The organism is Haloarcula sediminis, assembly GCF_035656455.1.
Taxonomy (GTDB): Archaea; Halobacteriota; Halobacteria; order Halobacteriales; family Haloarculaceae; genus Haloarcula; species Haloarcula sediminis.
On sequence record NZ_JAYMGA010000003.1, the window covers coordinates 39,960 to 56,214 of the forward strand.

Sequence of the window (16,255 nt, forward strand, 5' to 3'; positions counted from 1 at the left end):
ACCGGGAAGCTATCAGGAGATATATAGGCCCAGCTAGCCTCTCGGCTACTAATGACCCACATCGCCGTCATCGACAACCACGGCCAGTTCACCCATCTGGAGCAGCGGGCGCTCCGGGACATGGGCGTCGACGTGGAACTGCTCGACAACGACACGCCGCCCGAAGACATCGACGCCGACGGCGTCGTCCTCTCGGGCGGCCCGGACATGGACGACATCGGGAACTGCCCTGACTACCTCGACCTTGACGTGCCCGTGCTGGGCATCTGTCTGGGGATGCAACTCATCGCCGACCAGCTCGGCGGCACCGTCGGCGGCGGCGAGTACGGTGGCTACGCCGACGTGACCGTCGAGATTCTGGACGACGAGGACCCCCTTATCGGCTCGCTCGCCCCGGAGACGCGCGTCTGGGCGAGCCACGCCGACGAGGTCAAGGAAGTGCCCGACGGCTTTACCCGCACTGCGACCTCCGACGTCTGTGGCGTCGAGGCGATGAGCGACACCGACCGGGACCTCTACGGCGTCCAGTGGCACCCGGAGGTCGCCCACACCGAAGAGGGCGAGGCCGTCTTCGAGAACTTCCTCGCGGTCTGTGACCAGCAGTCGGCGCCCCGACAGTAGGGCAGACGCGGGTCCCGGCGCTGTCGGTCGGAGCGGCTGGATTTATATGGCGCGACGGGATGTGATAACTAAATGACTGCGACACAGGGAAACCTGGCGAGCCTCTCCCGGTTTATCTTCCGGGCGCCGAACTGGTACGCCAGTCTCGCGTTTGCCCTGTTTATCGCCGCGCTGACCGGCATCGCGGCCTTCGACTCGCGGTTCGTGCTTGACGACGCCTGGCAGGGGATATTCTTCATCGGGCTGCCGACGGCCATCGCGGGAGCGGTGACCCCCTGGGTCGACCGCCGGATGGGCGGCCAGCTCACCCCGAACCGGGCCTCGCTGCTCGCGCTGGTCTGTGAGTGTATCACCATCGCCTTCCTGACAGTGGCGGGCATCATCGCGGTCGTCAGCGCGCGGCTCGGGGCGAACTTCGTCTTCGACGTGTTGCTGGTCGCCCTGGCGTCGATATTCGCCTTCCGGCTGCTCATCCTGCTTGCCGTCTCCCGGTACAGCTTTCTGAAGGCGGCCGTCCCGGCCAGCGTCCAGACCGTCGCCGCGGCGGGCATGCTCGCGGTGTACGGTGGAGCGACGACGTACATCCTTGACGACCCCCAGCTCAAACAGATGCTTGCCCGCTCCGAGCAGGCGCCGCCGGCGCTGCAGGGGTTCATCCCCGAGGACTTCCTCCTGCTTGCGGTCATCTGTCTGCTCTATGCGGGGGCCGTCTGGGTGTTCCTCGTCGCCATCGACCGGCCGTGGCGCTCCTCGCTTGGCGTCTCCGCGCTTGATTTCCTCCGCGGGTTCGTCGGCTACCTCGCGGAGGGGTCGGACGAACTGGAGACGTTCTTCGAGGACATCGGCGAGGAGGCCATCGTCCCCGTCACGGTGCTTGCGGTCCGGCGGCCCGACGGCGAGGAGAAAGCGCGGTTCGTCCTGCCGATGATACACCCCGGACCGATGGGTGAGATAGGCGGCGGCAACCTCCCCAAGCGGGTCGCCGAGGTCGCCGACGGGGTCGCCTTCCCGCCCCATGCCACCGCCGGCCACGACTTCAACCTCGTCACCGAGAGCGAGGTCGAGACGCTCCTCGAAGCGGCCGAGACCGCCTTCGAGAACATCGAGTACACCGCCGAGGCGACGGCCGGCCACCGCCACGAGGAGGGGGAGGCCTCCCTGCTGGGGCAGGCCTTCGGCGGGGACGCCCTGGTCGTCGCCACGTACGCGCCGGGGTATGCCGACGACGTGGACTACGCGGTCGGCCTGTCGGCGATGGCCGAGGCCCGCAGCGGCGGGCTAGAGGACGTGTTGCTGGTCGACGCCCACAACTGCAATGACGGGCTGGCGGGCGAGGACCTGGGCCACGTCGTCCCCGGGAGCCAGCGTTCGTTCGACATGATACACGGGGCGGGCACGCTCGGCGAAACCCTCGCGGGCGCCAAACGGGGCCAGCTTCGCTGTGGCGTCGCCTGGGCGGAGACACCCTGGACCCCGGAGGAGGGTATCGGCCCGCTCGGTATCCGGGTCGCCGTCTTCGAGGTCGGCGACGAGCGGACGGCCTACGTCCTCATCGACGGGAACAACATGGAGCCGGGGCTCCGCGAGACGATTCTCGACGCTATCGACGGCGTGGACGCGGTGGAGGTGATGACCAGCGACACCCACATCGTCAACACGATGGAGGCGGAAAACCAGGTCGGTCAGGCCATCCCCGAGGCCGAGGTCGTCGAGCGGATTTCGGGGCTGGTCGAGTCGGCCATCGCGGACCTCGAACCGGTCGAGGCCGGCATGGCGAGCGAGCGGGCCGAGGTGACCGTCTTCGGCAACGACCGCACCGAGACGCTGGCCTCGACGGCCAACGCGATGGTGTCGCTGGGCGGCGCGCTGGCGGCGACGTTCGTGCTGGCGGTGATGGCCGTCAGCGTCCTCATCTTCCTCGTCGCCGGCGTCTGAGAGCAGCGGCTACGCAATACGGTTGCTCTGTGGGGAGAAACGCCGAGGAGGAGATTTGAACTCCTGAGTCCGTGAGGACAGTTGCTTTCGAGGCAACCGCCTTGGCCAGGCTAGGCTACCTCGGCTCGTTTCCCAGTTCCGCCGTCTTGTGTTTAGGCGTTTCGATTGGGCAAGTGACTCGGTACCACCCGACAGTTCCCGGCTATGGGAGCGTGGGAAACGGCGCCCACAGCTGTCCGGTATGTCTCGTCACGACGGCCCCCGATGCCGACAGAGCGTCCCCCAACACAGGGTGAAAACGCCTAGTTCCAGGTCCAGGCCGAGTCGAGCGCGTACCGGTACAGCCCGGTCACACAGATGGCGACGGCGTTGCCGACCAGATACTCCGCGGTCCCAAGCGTCACCAGCACGTAGAGGATGCCAAGCTGGAGCGGGATGGCTGTCCCACGGACGAGGTTCGTCTTGCCCAGCCCGACGGCGTACTCCCGCATCGTGGAGTGGCGCGACCGATGGAACGTCCAGGCGTTGTTGAGGACGTACTGGAACAGGATGGTTATCTCGATGGCGACGAACGCGCCGATGAGGTAGTTCACGCCGGCGAGATCGACGAACAGCCACAGGAGCGCAAGCTGGACGGCCGCGGCCGTACAGCCCACGAGGAAGAACCGAACAAGTCGCTCCCGTCGCGGCGACGTGGCGACGCCAAACGACATGAGACGCTATTTATAACCGAGAGCCTTTAAACGTGCCGTTATCTCGTCAGATTCGCCGCCCGACTGGTCGCGCTGTCCGCCCTCCGAGGCCGAATCGAGGCGCTCGACGTGGTCGGCGACCGCCGCCGAGAGCCGGTCGAGGACGGGCGGCGGGGCCGCGTCGTCGGTGTCGTCGGCACAGAGGTCGCGGTGTTCGTCGGGGTCGCTCCGCCGGTCGTACAGCTCGCGGTGGCCCGACTCGGTGTGTTCGATGTACGTCCAGCGGGCGTCGCGGGCGCTGACGAGCAGTTCGCCGTCCTCGCGGTGGCGGGGAATCGGCTGGGTGGTCACGCTCTCGTCCCGCACCGCGACGGAGATAACGGGTCCACAGTCCTCGATGTCCTCGCCGTCGAGGGCCGGGGCGACGCTCCCGCCCTCCCAGGCGTCGGCCGCCTCGACGCCCAGCATGTCACACACCGTCGGCGGAATCACGTCGAGACCGACGGGCTGGTGGACCGTCCCGGACTCGCCGTCCGGGTGGGTGACAAAGAGCGGGACGTCGATGAGTTCGCGGTAGAGCTTGGGGTAGTGAGAGAGGTGGCCGTGGTCCAGGAACTCCTCGCCGTGGTCCCCGGCGACGACGACGGCGGTGTCGTCGGCCAGTCCCTCGGTTTCGAGGGTCGAGAGCAGTCGGCCGACGCTCGCGTCGACCTGCCTGACGGTCCCGTCGTACAGCGTCCGGAGCGTCCCCAGCGTGCGCTCGTCGACATCCCACCCCATCCCCGTCCGGAAGTGCGAGCCAAGCATCCGGAACAGGCCGAAGTGGGTGTCAGACACTTCCCGGAGATGCCGGGGCGCCGGGACGTAGGGGGTGTGGGTGTCCATGTAGTGGACCCACAGGAAGAAGCCGTCGCCGGCCGTCTCCAGGAACTCCGTCGCGTGGTCCTCCAGTTCCCCCATCCGCGAGGCGTCGGCAACGGGGCGGTCGTCGTCGCCACCGCCGAGAACGCTCGCGGCCCGGCGGAACGGGGATGTCCCGAGCTGGACCCACCCCTGGATGGTCGGGTGCCTGGCGAGAAAACCGCTGCCGTCGACGAACGGCTCGAACTCGTCGAACCCCCGGTCGTACCCCCAGTGGTCGGTCAGGAACCCGTTGGCGGCGTTGAACCCGCCCGTCGCCAGCCCGGCCTCGGAGAGTTGCTCGGCCAGCGTCGGCGTCGAAGCCACGCCGATGTCCGGCCCCTCGTCGAACACCGGGCGGGAGCCGTGGACGGACGGAAAGGAGAAGGGCGTCCAGTTGCCCTGTGCCTTGGCGTTCTCGAAGTCGACCCCGCGGTCTGCGAGGTCGTCGAGCACCGGCGAGGCGCTGTCCTCGCCCCCCAAAGCGTCCTGGCGGAGGGAGTCGATAGTGACGAGGACGACGTTGTCCACCGCGGCCGGCATCTAGCGCACCTCCGGCCGCTCGCAGGGAGCGTCAGTGAGACGACGAAACGCCGGGTCCCGCCGCCCGGCGCTGCACGAATCGTTCATACGGGCCTTCACTGGATATGCGATACTGAATCTTCTGGTTGTACCGGACCCCCGGCAGTGAAACAAACTGTCTCGCAGTCCAGAGAGTGCGGTAATCGGTGTCTAGGCCGGTCGCCTCGTGAGGCGAATCATCGCGGGTCGGGGTCGTAGCTCGACCCGACTCTGAGATCGAGTGTGCGTTCCCGCGCGTGGATGTCGAGGCACTCGTGGTCGGTGACTTCCCCGTCCCGGCTGAACGTCACCGGCTCGCCGTGGCCGTCGACGGACAGCTCCGTCGCTCGGACGTGGGTGACGCCCTCGGTGTCGGTCGCCAGCAGCCGGTGACCGATGGCCTCGGCGACGAGGTTGCCGGTCGGCATCTGCTCGACGATGGCGACGTCCAGCAGGCCGTCTTCCATGTCGGCCTGCCCGCCCCGCTCCACGAACTTCCGGGCGTTGCCGACGAGCAGACAGGTCGCCGACCCGGACCAGGTGACGGGGCCGTCCTCGCCGACGGCCTCGATCGTGATATCCAGCCCGTCGAACTCGATGGCCTCCTGGGCCCCCGTGACCAGGAACGCAAGCGTCCCGAAGCGGGCTTTCAGGTCGCTTGCGGCCGCCAGACTGGCTTCGGCGGGCAAACCTGCGATACAGGAGACGAGGAACGGCTCCTCGCCCGCGACGCCGACGTCGACGGTCCGGACGTCGCCAGTGTCTGCGATCTCGATGCCGTGCTGTCGGTCGGTGACGCCGATGGTTCCTGCCAGCAGGTTCGCGGTCCCAACGGGCACCACCGACAGGGTCACCGCGTCGAGGTGGTCCGCCCGGGCCAGCCCCCGGAGGACCTCGTTTATCGTCCCGTCGCCGCCCGCGACGGCGACCTCGGCGGCGCCCGCCTCGCCGGCCGCCCGGCCGAGTTCGAGCGCGTCGCCCGGTCCCTCGGTGCGGGAGACGGCAAACCCCCGGGCCGAAAGCAGTCGCTCGACGGACTCGGCATGGTCGCCGTCGCCGCTGGCGGGATTGAGGATTGCCCGGCGGGAGCCGATCTGCATACCGACACGGAGTGGTCTCGTGTACTTATCACCACGGGCTCACCGATGCCCGGCACGCGCGAGCCGGTGGGCCCGCTCGTTCTCGTCGCGGCCGACGACGCGGTAGGTGACGACCGGAACCGCCGCGACGGCCTCGCGGATGGCGCCGACCCGCCGCCGACAGACCCGGTCGCCCGGGGTCGCCGGGCGGTCGGGGTCGACCGCGCGTATCACGGCGTCCGCGTCGCCGTGGACGTGCAGCGAGGCGACCCGGTCGTCGGTCGCCGCCACCGCCCGCACCGCTTCCAGCAGCGCCCGGTACTCCAAGTGCGTACTGGAAACGAAGGCGTCGACCGCCATCGAGCGCTCGATGTGGGTCGTCGTCCCGCTCTCGACGAGAAAGCCCACGGCCGCCGAGGTCGGCGTCGCGTTGTCGGGCCCGTAGTGGACGCTCGCGTCGAAGTACAGCGACAGCGAGGGGCCGAAGCCGGCTCGCCGCGAGTCGGTCCCGTCGTCGGGCGACACCATAGCGGGACGTGGCGGGACCGGACCAAAACCCCGTCGCTACCGCTCGACGCGTTCCTGTAGCCCCGCCCAGTTCGCGAGCATCCCGTCGTCGTCCGGGAGCGGGACCAGCGAGACACGGTTGCGAAAGCGGTGCCCGTCAGCGCGGTAGTTCCACAGCTCGACGGTCACCGGCTCCCAGATTTCGACGGCTTCGGACAGTGCGTCGACGGCCTCGGGCTCGGTGTCGGGCCCCTGGAGCAGGCGGAGGTTCTCGCCGCGGACCGCCGACAGCGAGTAGCCCGTCAGCTCGCGGAAGGTTTGGTTGACGTAGATGACGGGGTTGTCCTGGTACACCGGGCCCGCGAGCGTGATACCGAGAGGGGCCTCGTCGAGAACCCACACCCGCCGGCAGCACTCGCGCTCGTGGGCCGACAGCGACGCCACCCCGGCCGGCGGCAGGTCGAGGAGAGTCGAGAGGTCGCCGTCGGCCCGGTCGACCCGCTCCGGGTCGCCGTCGTGGTCGGCGAGAAAGGACCGGGCGACCGACGGGAACGCCGACTCGTCACACGTCAGTAGTTCCCGGAGCGTCTCTCTGGGTGCCATCGGCCTGGTTTCGGGCGAATCGCTCAAACGTCTGTCGGACGGCCACGGGCGACCCGGCGGACGGTCGGCCAGGGCGTAGCCGACCCGTACCGATGCCGTAGGACGGCCCTACCGCAGCGACTGTCGGAGTGTGAACAGGACGAAGTGTTTTTACCTGTCGACGTAGCTGTCGGAACATGGACAGTCGACGGCGCTCCGTTCTCGCAGCGGCGGGTAGCGTCGTGGCTGGGGCAATCGCCGGCTGCCCGGGATTTCTCGACTCCGACACCGGAGCGAACGACGACAACACGACCGGAACGGCAGTCGAAGGCGCGGGCATTCAGATACCGGAGTCCGTCGAGAGCGCGTACCCCCAATACCAGTACGACGCGGCAAACACCGGGACCGTCCCGAACGTGTCGGGGCCGACGGGCGCCATCACGTCGCTGTTCGAGTTCGGACAGTCGGGGTTCGCGCCCGGACGCAAAATGGGGTCGCCGTCGCTGCGTGACGGACGGCTCTACCTGACCGAGGGCCGCATCGACGGCACCGGCGACCGGGAGACGTTCGTCTACGCGCTGGACGCCGTCGACGGGACCAGACAGTGGGCGACGGCATACCGGGGAACGAACGGCGCCGGCCCCACCGCCGTGACCGACGGGCTGGTGCTGGCGACCGTCGGCGACACGCTGGTCGGGCTGGACGCCGACACGGGCGTCGAGCAGTGGTCGTTCGACCGGTCGGTCCGGTCGGGTGTCACCGTCGACGGCGGGACGGTATACGTCGTCGGCGCCGGGGCCGAGGGGGCCACCCTGTACGCGCTCTCGACCACCGACGGCTCGCTCGACTGGGAGACACCGGTCGACGCCGGAAGGGCCCCGGTTACCCCTGCCGTCGCCGGTGACACCGTCTACACGGGCGGGGACTCGCTGGAGGCGTTCGACGCGGGCACCGGTGAGGCGGTCTGGAGCGCCGACTACGGCGTGACGGCCCCGGCCACGGCTACCGGGGACCGGGTGGTTATCGGCTCCGGAGCCGCCGTCCGCGTGTTCGACCACGCCGACGGGACCGAGCTGTGGAGCAACGACATCGAGACGTACGGCAACCTGGAATCGCCGGCGGTGACCAACCCACCCGCAGTGACCGACGACACCGTCTACGCCGTCGCCGACAGGGGGCTGACTGCCCTGAGCCTCACGGGGAGTCAGCACCGCTACACCGTCGAGACGGGTATCGACGGGACGCCCGTCATCGCCGACGGCTACATCTACCTGTTCGGGGCCGGGCAACTGAGCTGTCGGGCGGCCGACGACGGGAGCACCGAGTGGACCTACGGGACACGCCAGCGGACCAGTCCGAACGGCGTCGCACCGGTAATCGGCGACAATGTGGCGTTTTTCCCCGCCGAACGGCTCTACGCCATCGCCGGCTGAGCCGGTCGCCGACACGGGCGACGGGTGCCGGGAAGCCAACCTTGACCCCTCGCGAGCACGACGTGCAACTGTGACTGACGACCAGACCAGACAGTGGCGACTCGCGAGCCGACCGACGGGCGAACCGACCGACGAGAACTTCGAGCTCACGACGGTCGACCGGCCCGAACCCGGCCCCGGCGAGGTGCTGGTCCGGACGCTGTATCTCTCTGTCGACCCGTACATGCGCGGGCGCATGCGCGACGCCGAGTCCTACGCCGAGCCCTGGGGCGTGGGCGAGCCCATGGAGGCGGGGGTCGTCGGCGAGGTCGCCGAATCGAACCACGACGGGTTCGAGCCGGGCCACGTCGTCACCGGGAATCTGCTGTGGGCCGACCACGCCGTCGCCGGCGGCGACGAACTGCGGCGCGTCGACCCCGACCTGGCGCCCGTCTCGACCGCGCTCGGCGTGCTGGGGATGCCCGGCATCACCGGCTACTTCGGGACGACCGACGTGATCGACCCCGACCCCGGAGACACCGTCGTGATCTCCGCGGCCGCCGGCGCCGTCGGCTCCGTCGCGGGCCAGGTCGCATCCCTCGCCGGTGCCCGCGTCGTCGGCGTCGCCGGCAGCGACAGGAAGTGCGACTGGCTCACCGACGAGCTGGGCTTTGACGCCGCGGTGAACTACAAGACGGCCGACGACCTCGGGGCGGCCTTCGACGAGACCAGCCCCGAGGGCATCGACGGCTACTTCGACAACGTCGGCGGCCCCATCACCGACGCCGTCTGGGAGCGGTTGAACCGCAACGCCCGGGTCGCCGTCTGTGGGCAGATATCGCTGTACAACGCGACCGAGCAGCCGACCGGGCCACGGAAGCTGAGCCAGCTCATCCAGACCCGTGCCAGCGTTGAGGGCTTTCTCGTCGGCGACTACCAGGACCGGTGGGGCCACGCACTGGAGCGACTGGGCGGGTTCATCCAGCGCGGCGACCTCCAGTACGAGGAAACCGTCACCGAGGGGCTGGAAGCGGCGCCCGACGCCTTCCTCGGGCTGTTCGAGGGCGAGAACATCGGCAAACAGCTCGTGAAAGTCGGCGAGCGCAAGCAGGGGTAGCACGTCTCGGCCGCCGGACCTGTCGGTGGCGTCGTCGCTGGCCGATGTCTGCCGTTCGCGTGGGTTGCGGTACCCCCGGAAAACATACGTAGATAATGTGATACTGGATATGATTCACTGGAATTGACAAACGATTAAAGTCCGTATGCTACCTTATTAGAATGTGTCACTCTACAAAGATAACGACGCGGTACGTTCAGCCGAATGGGTCAGAGAGAACCTCGACCGGTTCGACAGCGACGACCCGTCGTACCGTCTCGTCGAGGTCGACATGGACCCCGAACAGTACGACGACTGGCACATTCCGGGTGCGGTACAGATCGACTGGGAATCCGACATCATCGACGGCCTCGGCGGCAACGTCGTGCCCGTCGAGGAAGCCGAGTCGCTGTTCGGTAGCCTCGGAATCACGCCCGAGACGACGGTCGTGGTCTACGGGGACCAGGCGAACTGGTTTGCGGGCCACGCGTACTGGGTGTTGAAATACTACGGCCACGAGAACGTCGCGCTGCTCGATGGCGGCCGCCGCTACTGGAACCTGGAGGGGTACGAGACGTCACAGGAGGCAGTGTCGTACCCGACCCAGGAGTACTCGATAGACGGGACGAACGACGAGGTCCGAGCGTACAAGGACGAAGTCATGGCAGCCAGTGAAGACGACGGCCCGATAGTCGACGTTCGGAACCCCCAGGAGTACCGGGGCGACAAACCCCCGGCCGAGATTCCGAACACGACCGACCGGGAGGGACACATCCCGTCGGCGTCGAACATCCCGTGGGGACAGGCGGTCAACGCCGACGGGACGTTCAAGCACATCGAGGAACTGCGGGAGATATACGGCGACTTCATCGACCGCAACGAGCGGGCGATAGCCTACTGCCGCATCGGCGAACGCTCCTCTGTCACGTGGTTCGTCCTCTCGGAGCTTCTGGGCCTCGACGCGGCTAACTACGACGGCTCGTGGACCGAGTGGGCCGCCGACCCGGACGCACCCGTCGCATCGGTCGACAAACCGACCCCACAGGGAGGCGATAACTGATGACGATATCAACGACGGAACCCGACGGCGACGTTCGCGGCGAGATGGTACAGGTGTGTATCGACGGCGTGATGTCCGTCTTCCAGAGCCGCATGCGGGAGATGCTCGACGAGGAGGGCATCGAGCGGCCCGACCCACAGCCCGAGGAGTGGTATCCGCTCTCGAAGTTCCGCCACGTCCTCGTCGCGGTCGAGGAGAACGCGGGGGAGAACGCCTTAGAAAAAGTCGGGGAGTCGACGCCGCGGTTCGTCGACTGGCCGTCGCCGGCCGCCTCGGGGTCGCCAAGTGACGGGCTGTCCCAGCTTGCCGACCTGTACGACACCGAACACCGGAGCGCACCGGGCGACTACACGTTCGAATCGACCGGCGAGACGACGGCCCGTATCGTCTCGACGACCCCGTACCCGGCGACCTGGGAGAGCGGGCTGATCAAGGGCACGGCACAGCACTTCGGCGCGGACTACGCGCGTGTCACGACCACGGAAGCCGGCGACGAGACGGCGTTCGAAGTCAGCTGGTGAGACAGCCGGCCCGGCGGTCTGACCGGGAACCTCCCGTCAGACTGACCCGGGCTCGGACAGGCGGACCGGCGCGACGGCGAACCGAAATGCACTCAGTCGCTCCGTCGGCCCTGTCGATATGCTCGCCGACACAGCGCAGCTCTATTCGGACGTGTTCACACCGGAGCTTTTCGTCCTGCTCTGTGGGATATGTCTCATCGGCTACGAGTGGTACGGCCTTGCCGACCGCTCGCCCGTCGGCCTCGGCGCCCGGCTCGGCGTCCTGGCGCTGGGGTGGACCGTCGGGCTGGCCATCTACGAGGGCGTGCCGCTGCTCTTCGAAAGCACCCCCACGTGGGCGTCCGACGCGACCGGAAGCGCCGGACTCGGCGTCGGCATCCTGGGTATCTGGCTCAGCTGGCGACGCTTCGGGTGGGGCGAACACGTCCCCGGCTTCTCGGCGCTGCTCGTCGGCGTGACCGTCCCACACCTCCTCATCACGCCGTTCTGGGACATCTCCACGCACGTCCTCTACGCGGTGGTCCCCGCGGGGTATCTGGTCCTCGTCGACAGGCGATTTGCCCCGCTGGCCCTCGTCGCCCTCGGGATGGTGGTCGCGCGTCCCCTCGCCGGCGCACACACGTGGCCCCAGTCGGTCGCCGGCCTGCTGCTCGGCATCGCTTTCGTCGCCGCGTCTCGCCGATACGACAGTGAGCGCCGCCAGCGTAGTTCGGTCCCTCGATAGGTTACGGAGACAGGTCGAACTTCTCCGCCGCGGTCTCCATGTCCTTGTCGCCCCGGCCACAGAGGTTCACCAGGATGGTGTCGTGGCGGTCCTCCTCGGCGAGTTTGATGGCGAGCGCGATGGCGTGGCTCGGCTCCAGCGCCGGGATGATACCCTCCGTCTCGCTCAGTTCCCGGAACGCCGCCAGCGCCTCCTCGTCGGTGACGCCGTGGTACTCGGCACGGCCCAGCGACTGGAGGGCGGCGTGTTCCGGGCCGACCGCCGGATAGTCGAGCCCGGCACTGACGGAGTGGTTCTCTGTCTCCTCGTCTATCGCCTTCGTCTTCATCCCCTGGAATATCTGCGGGTCGTCGCCCTCGGTCGCCGTGAGCGCCGCCGAGTGCTGGCCCGAGTCCAGCCCTTTGCCGGCGGGCTCGGCCCCATAGAGAGCCACGTCGTCGTCTCTGAACGCGTGGAAGAGTCCAATAGAGTTCGACCCCCCGCCGACGGCGGCGACACAGGCGTCGGGCAGGTCGCCGTGCATCTCCTGTATCTGCTCGCGGGCCTCGCGGCCGATGACCGACTGGAACTCCCGGACCATCCGCGGGAACGGGTCAGGCCCGACGGCGCTTCCGACGAGATAGTGAGTCTCCTCGGTGTTTTCGACGAGGTCCTCCATCGCGGCGTCGACGGCCTCTGCCAGCCCCTCGTTGCCCCGGCTGACCGGCTCGACATCGGCACCCATCAGCCGCATCCTGAAGACGTTCATCCGCTGTCGACCGATGTCTTTCCGACCCATGTACACCGTCGTGTCCATGTCCAGCAGGGCCCCGACCATCGCCGTCGCGGTGCCGTGCTGGCCGGCGCCGGTCTCGGCGATGAGGCGCTCCTTGCCGGCGCGCTTGGCGAGCAGGGCCTGTCCGAGCGTGTTGTTGAGCTTGTGGGCGCCGCCGTGCAGCAGGTCCTCGTGTTTGAAGTAGATGTCCGCGTCGTAGCGCTCGCTGAGCGTCTCGGCGTAGAACACCGGTGTCGGCCGACCCGCGAAGTGTTCGAGCAGGTACTCGAACTCCTCGCGAAAGTCCGGGTCGTCCTTGAGGTCGTCGAACGCGGCCGCCAGTTCGGCAAGCGGTTCTTCGAGCGGTTCCGGGACGTGTCGACCACCGAACTCCTCGAATTCGCCGGGTGAAGACATACGTCTTCCAGTGACACACCGGGGAGCTAAAAACTACTGCCGGTCAGGCGGCGAAACTGGACAGTGGCGACTCACGAGCCGGCCAACGGACCCCTACCAGCCGAGTTCGACGGCCGTCCCGTCTTCCCGACAGCGTTCGAGCTCGTGTTTGGCGGTCATACCCGCGTCCTGTGGCGTTCGTGATCGACCGACGCCGACCTTTAGCTCGACGCCGGCAGCGTCGCGAACGTGGTCGATTGCGTCTCGATAGGCGGCCGAGTCCATGGCCGAGCAGACGGCGATGACGTTGTCGCCGCCGACGAAGAAGGAGAGCGAATCGTGGGCCTTGCGCATGTGTTTCATCAGCTCCGCGTACCCCTGCTCTATCCGGATGAACGCGTCGAACTCGTTGAGCTGGTCGGTGTATTTCCCGGTCGCGTCGTCGACGTCGAAGTGGGCAATCTGAACGTCGGAGTCGGTCCGGGCGGCGTCCGCGAGTGTCTCACCGCGAAGGACTTCGCGCCGGCTGCTGTCCTGGGCGCTGCCGGAGTCCTGCAGGCGACGCGAGGCGGTCGCGAGCGCGTCGGCCGGCGTCGCCCCGGGGGCGACGCTCACGCTGGCGGTCACCGGATACCGGTTCCCGAGCGACGTCTGGATTCGCTCGTGTTCCGTGCGGTCCAGCCCGTTCGTGACAGCCACCATGTTGTCGAATCGGCCGAAGAAGGCGTACCCCTCGTGGGCGCCGACCAGCTGGGCGACGTCGGCGAAGAGACGCGACTGCAGCGTCTGGAGGTCGACCTCGCGGCGGGGTTCGGGCGTAGTCGTCCAGGGCCCGTAGTTGTCTATCTGAATCAGGGCGACCTGCGTGTTCGTCACGTCGGGTTTCAGGAGTCGGCTCGTATCGGTGTTTGGGAAACGGCCAGAGCCACCGCTGACTCACGGCTCGACCCTGCCAAGAAAGTCGAGCTGGTGGGTCACGTACAACAGTTCGCCGGCCGCGACCTGCTCGCGGCGGGTCGCCAGCCAGTCGTCGAGCCCGTCGACACCGCCCAGTTCACCGACTGCTCCCTCGACGGTGTCGAGGATGTGCCGGAGGAAGTAGGCCTCGTCGTCTGGGTAGGCGCCGTCGACTGGTCTAACGACCCAGTCCGAGCCGGCCACCCCGAGCAGCGTCGTCCCGTCGAGCCGCTGGAGTCGGTCGAGAACCGCCCCGCCTGCCCGGCTGTCCCCGCCCGGTTTCGCGTCCATGTGGTCGTGGTAGCGCTCCTCGACCGCGCGGTCGGCCGGATGGGGCGGCCGGAACCGCGTCGCCCCGTCGAAGGTGATGGGGAAGTAGTACAGCCCGCCGGGGGCAACAGTACCGAGAAGCGTCCCCAGCGCCTCGCGGTCGAGGATGTCGAGCAGCGCCGCCCCGACGAGGAGATCAGAGTCAGCCTCGGCTCGGCGGCCGCTAGAGCCCACCGCGCCGTGGTCGTCGGCGTAGTCGAGTGCGTCGGCGACGACGGGGTCGACCGTTATTCGGCGAGTCCCGTCATCGAGCCTGAACGGCTCGTCGCCGGCGACGGTAACGTCGTTACCGGCGGCCCACTCGGTCAGATAGTCACGCATCGCCGCCACGTTCTCCGCCTGTACGTCCAGTGCGACGTACTCGATGTCACCCTCCGGGAGGACGTCCCAGTCGAGAAACCGAGTCAGCATCGTGCCGATGCCGGCACCGATTTCGAGGACCCGAAGCGGGCCGGCGGACTCTGCGGCGCGGGCCGCCAGTTCCGCCCGGAGCGAGTCGACCAGCCGACGGTTGAGCGCGCGGTCGTCGACGGTGCGTTTCGCGCGGAGATAGCGCTGGAACGAGCCAGTCACGCGACCACCTCCGCGTCGACGTCGCCAACGTCGGCGAGCAGCCCGCGGACCCGTGCGGTCGTCTCGTCCCAGTCGGGCTGGGCCTCGTAGCGGCGTCTGGCCGCGCGCCCCATCGCGGCCAGCCCGTCGCGGTCGGCCGCCAGCGTCTCGATGGCCGCGGCGACGGCGGCCGGGTCGTCGGGGTCGACGAGCACGCCCGTCTCGCCGCCGGTGACGACGTCGCTCGCGCCGCCGGCCCGCGAAGCGAGCGCGGCCAGCCCGAAACTCATCCCCTCCAGATAGACGATACCGAACCCCTCGTACCGGGACGGAACCGCGATGGCGTGGCCGTCTTCGAGGGTCGAAGCCAGCGCGTCGTCGGACAGGCGGCCGACAAAGGCCACGCGGTCGTCGAGCCCCGCTTCGTGCACCCGCGACCGGACCGACTGGGCGTACCGCTCGTCGACCGGCCGGCCCACGACCGTGAGTTCGGCCTCGGCGTCGGCGGCCGCGAGCCCGTCGACGAGCGTGTCCAGCCCTTTTCTGCGCTCGATGTTGCCGACGAAGACCAGCCGGAGCGGCCCCGCATGCGCCCGCGAGTCGATTCGCGTCGGGTCGATATCGGGGTCGAAGCGGTCGCCGGCCGGCGGCGCCACGACGGTCGACGCGGCGTCGGCGCCGAGGTCGGTCACAGCGGACCGGGTGGCCGTGCTGTTGCAGACGACGCCGTCGACGGTGTCGAGGTACCGACGTTCGACAGCCCCGTAGACCGGGCTGAGTGGCCGCGGTTCGCTCGCCCGCAGGTGGTGGACGACGCTGACGACCGGATAGGAGAGGTGGCGGTTCGTCCGGACGAGCGACGGGTGGGCCAGTTCGTCCTGAAGCATCACGTCCACGTCCACGTCGAGCCGCCGGCGGAGGGCGCGCGAACCGTTGTCGAGCAGCCCCCGGCCGTAGTCACGCCAGGGGAGTTCGACCACCTCGACGGTGTCCCCGGCCCGGCGCAGCCCAGCCACGAGCTGTCGGTCGTAGCGAAACCCACCGGAGCGGTCCGTGAGGCTCCCGTACAGCGTCAGCCCGACTCTCATACGGTTTTGGGTGGCGATTTGTCGGTACCCACCGACCCGGGAGGCGGTGCTGTCCGGACCCCATCTACACGACGCCGTATCATACGACAGCGTCGTAGCTCGCGGCGGCCTCGTCGTCCTCCCAGACGGTCACCGCGAGTTCGGTGACGGTGTCGTCGGTGACGGCCTCGGTCACGCGTTCGAAGATGACGCGGGCGAACCGCTCGACGCTCGGGTTGTGCGCCTCGAACTCCGGAAGGTCGTTGAGCATCGCGTCGCGATAGCGCGCCTCGATAGCCGACAGCGCCGCCTCCGCATCGTCGATGTCGACGAGGTAGTCGTACTCGTTGAGCTCCGGCCCGCGAAAGCACAGTTCCACCTCGTAGTGGTGTGAGTGTGGCTCCCCCTCGGGGCCGGGGTCCGGGACGGTGAGGTAGTGCTGTGCGACGAAGTCGGTCAGCACTGTGGTCGAATACATGGGCGGAGTGACGGGCGCTTACCACCTAAAT

General features: G+C 68.4%; 17 protein-coding genes and 1 tRNA gene. 7 read left to right on the top strand and 11 right to left on the bottom strand.

Annotation, left to right across the window (positions count from 1 at the left end; all coding sequences use genetic code 11):
- Window positions 1–51: 51 nt before the first annotated feature.
- Together VJ162_RS06850 and VJ162_RS06855 are read left to right on the top strand one after the other, a co-directional pair.
- A complete protein-coding gene (locus tag VJ162_RS06850) occupies window positions 52–621 on the top strand; it encodes a GMP synthase subunit A (protein ID WP_324663272.1) in 570 nt (189 codons plus the stop codon).
- Window positions 622–693: 72 nt separating this feature from the next.
- Entirely contained in the window at window positions 694–2,556 is a 1,863-nt protein-coding gene (locus tag VJ162_RS06855) for a DUF2070 family protein (RefSeq protein ID WP_324663273.1), read from the top strand.
- Window positions 2,557–2,596: 40 nt separating this feature from the next.
- Here VJ162_RS06855 and VJ162_RS06860 read toward each other — a convergent pair.
- The 6 genes from VJ162_RS06860 to VJ162_RS06885 form a co-directional block, all read right to left on the bottom strand.
- Window positions 2,597–2,681, bottom strand: a tRNA-Ser gene (locus VJ162_RS06860).
- Window positions 2,682–2,858: 177 nt separating this feature from the next.
- On the bottom strand, window positions 2,859–3,269 hold the full coding sequence (locus tag VJ162_RS06865) for a GtrA family protein (RefSeq protein ID WP_324663274.1): 411 nt from the start codon (window positions 3,267–3,269) through the stop codon (window positions 2,859–2,861).
- 6 nt (window positions 3,270–3,275) lie between these two features.
- A complete protein-coding gene (locus VJ162_RS06870) occupies window positions 3,276–4,691 on the bottom strand; it encodes a sulfatase-like hydrolase/transferase (RefSeq protein ID WP_324663276.1) in 1,416 nt (471 codons plus the stop codon).
- A 215-nt stretch (window positions 4,692–4,906) separates the two neighbouring features.
- Window positions 4,907–5,809 carry a diacylglycerol/lipid kinase family protein gene (locus VJ162_RS06875; protein WP_324663277.1) on the bottom strand — a complete coding sequence of 301 codons (903 nt, stop codon included), beginning with the start codon at window positions 5,807–5,809 and terminating at the stop codon, window positions 4,907–4,909.
- Window positions 5,810–5,848: 39 nt separating this feature from the next.
- Window positions 5,849–6,316 (bottom strand): ribonuclease H family protein, encoded by a 468-nt coding sequence (locus VJ162_RS06880; protein WP_324663279.1) that lies wholly within the window; start codon window positions 6,314–6,316, stop codon window positions 5,849–5,851.
- Between the two features lie 36 nt (window positions 6,317–6,352).
- Window positions 6,353–6,898 (bottom strand): PAS domain-containing protein, encoded by a 546-nt coding sequence (locus tag VJ162_RS06885; protein ID WP_324663280.1) that lies wholly within the window; start codon window positions 6,896–6,898, stop codon window positions 6,353–6,355.
- Between the two features lie 176 nt (window positions 6,899–7,074).
- On the opposite strand from VJ162_RS06885, the gene VJ162_RS06890 reads away from it, so the two are divergent.
- The 5 genes from VJ162_RS06890 (at window position 7,075) to VJ162_RS06910 (ending at window position 11,690) form a co-directional block, all read left to right on the top strand.
- Window positions 7,075–8,310, top strand: coding sequence for an outer membrane protein assembly factor BamB family protein (locus VJ162_RS06890; RefSeq protein ID WP_324663281.1), 1,236 nt, complete (start codon window positions 7,075–7,077; stop codon window positions 8,308–8,310).
- Window positions 8,311–8,380: 70 nt separating this feature from the next.
- A complete protein-coding gene (locus VJ162_RS06895; protein ID WP_324663282.1) occupies window positions 8,381–9,406 on the top strand; it encodes an NADP-dependent oxidoreductase in 1,026 nt (341 codons plus the stop codon).
- A 163-nt stretch (window positions 9,407–9,569) separates the two neighbouring features.
- Entirely contained in the window at window positions 9,570–10,445 is an 876-nt protein-coding gene (locus VJ162_RS06900; RefSeq protein ID WP_324663283.1) for a sulfurtransferase, read from the top strand.
- A complete protein-coding gene (locus VJ162_RS06905) occupies window positions 10,445–10,966 on the top strand; it encodes a hypothetical protein (RefSeq protein WP_324663284.1) in 522 nt (173 codons plus the stop codon). Before VJ162_RS06900 ends, VJ162_RS06905 begins: the two co-directional genes overlap by 1 nt.
- 118 nt (window positions 10,967–11,084) lie before the next feature.
- The gene (locus tag VJ162_RS06910) at window positions 11,085–11,690 is read left to right on the top strand and encodes a hypothetical protein (RefSeq protein ID WP_324663285.1); all 606 of its coding nucleotides are present in this window, start codon (window positions 11,085–11,087) and stop codon (window positions 11,688–11,690) included.
- Between the two features lies 1 nt (window position 11,691).
- Here VJ162_RS06910 and trpB read toward each other — a convergent pair whose 3' ends face one another.
- From trpB to VJ162_RS06935, 5 genes are all read right to left on the bottom strand, one after another.
- The gene (trpB, locus tag VJ162_RS06915) at window positions 11,692–12,861 is read right to left on the bottom strand and encodes a tryptophan synthase subunit beta (RefSeq protein ID WP_324663286.1); all 1,170 of its coding nucleotides are present in this window, start codon (window positions 12,859–12,861) and stop codon (window positions 11,692–11,694) included.
- Window positions 12,862–12,954: 93 nt separating this feature from the next.
- Entirely contained in the window at window positions 12,955–13,716 is a 762-nt protein-coding gene (locus tag VJ162_RS06920) for a GTP cyclohydrolase III (RefSeq protein ID WP_324663287.1), read from the bottom strand.
- A 60-nt stretch (window positions 13,717–13,776) separates the two neighbouring features.
- Complete coding sequence (locus tag VJ162_RS06925) at window positions 13,777–14,700, bottom strand: hypothetical protein (protein WP_324663288.1); 924 nt, start codon at window positions 14,698–14,700, stop codon at window positions 13,777–13,779.
- Complete coding sequence (locus VJ162_RS06930; protein ID WP_324663289.1) at window positions 14,697–15,767, bottom strand: glycosyltransferase family 4 protein; 1,071 nt, start codon at window positions 15,765–15,767, stop codon at window positions 14,697–14,699. Before VJ162_RS06930 ends, VJ162_RS06925 begins: the two co-directional genes overlap by 4 nt.
- Before the next feature lie 79 nt (window positions 15,768–15,846).
- Window positions 15,847–16,224, bottom strand: coding sequence for a 6-pyruvoyl trahydropterin synthase family protein (locus VJ162_RS06935; RefSeq protein WP_324663291.1), 378 nt, complete (start codon window positions 16,222–16,224; stop codon window positions 15,847–15,849).
- Window positions 16,225–16,255: the final 31 nt, after the last annotated feature.

Excerpts from the sequence above, each read along its gene's own strand:
- VJ162_RS06875 (WP_324663277.1), bottom strand. The coding sequence starts at position 5,809 with ATGCAGATCGGCTCCCGCCGGGCAATCCTCAATCCCGCCAGCGGCGAC.
- trpB (WP_324663286.1), bottom strand. The coding sequence starts at position 12,861 with ATGTCTTCACCCGGCGAATTCGAGGAGTTCGGTGGTCGACACGTCCCG.
- VJ162_RS06855 (WP_324663273.1), top strand. The coding sequence starts at position 694 with ATGACTGCGACACAGGGAAACCTGGCGAGCCTCTCCCGGTTTATCTTC.
- VJ162_RS06935 (WP_324663291.1), bottom strand. The coding sequence starts at position 16,224 with ATGTATTCGACCACAGTGCTGACCGACTTCGTCGCACAGCACTACCTC.
- VJ162_RS06910 (WP_324663285.1), top strand. The coding sequence starts at position 11,085 with ATGCTCGCCGACACAGCGCAGCTCTATTCGGACGTGTTCACACCGGAG.
- VJ162_RS06850 (WP_324663272.1), top strand. The coding sequence starts at position 52 with ATGACCCACATCGCCGTCATCGACAACCACGGCCAGTTCACCCATCTG.
- VJ162_RS06905 (WP_324663284.1), top strand. The coding sequence starts at position 10,445 with ATGACGATATCAACGACGGAACCCGACGGCGACGTTCGCGGCGAGATG.
- VJ162_RS06930 (WP_324663289.1), bottom strand. The coding sequence starts at position 15,767 with ATGAGAGTCGGGCTGACGCTGTACGGGAGCCTCACGGACCGCTCCGGT.
- VJ162_RS06870 (WP_324663276.1), bottom strand. The coding sequence starts at position 4,691 with ATGCCGGCCGCGGTGGACAACGTCGTCCTCGTCACTATCGACTCCCTC.
- VJ162_RS06890 (WP_324663281.1), top strand. The coding sequence starts at position 7,075 with ATGGACAGTCGACGGCGCTCCGTTCTCGCAGCGGCGGGTAGCGTCGTG.
- VJ162_RS06880 (WP_324663279.1), bottom strand. The coding sequence starts at position 6,316 with ATGGTGTCGCCCGACGACGGGACCGACTCGCGGCGAGCCGGCTTCGGC.
- VJ162_RS06865 (WP_324663274.1), bottom strand. The coding sequence starts at position 3,269 with ATGTCGTTTGGCGTCGCCACGTCGCCGCGACGGGAGCGACTTGTTCGG.
- VJ162_RS06885 (WP_324663280.1), bottom strand. The coding sequence starts at position 6,898 with ATGGCACCCAGAGAGACGCTCCGGGAACTACTGACGTGTGACGAGTCG.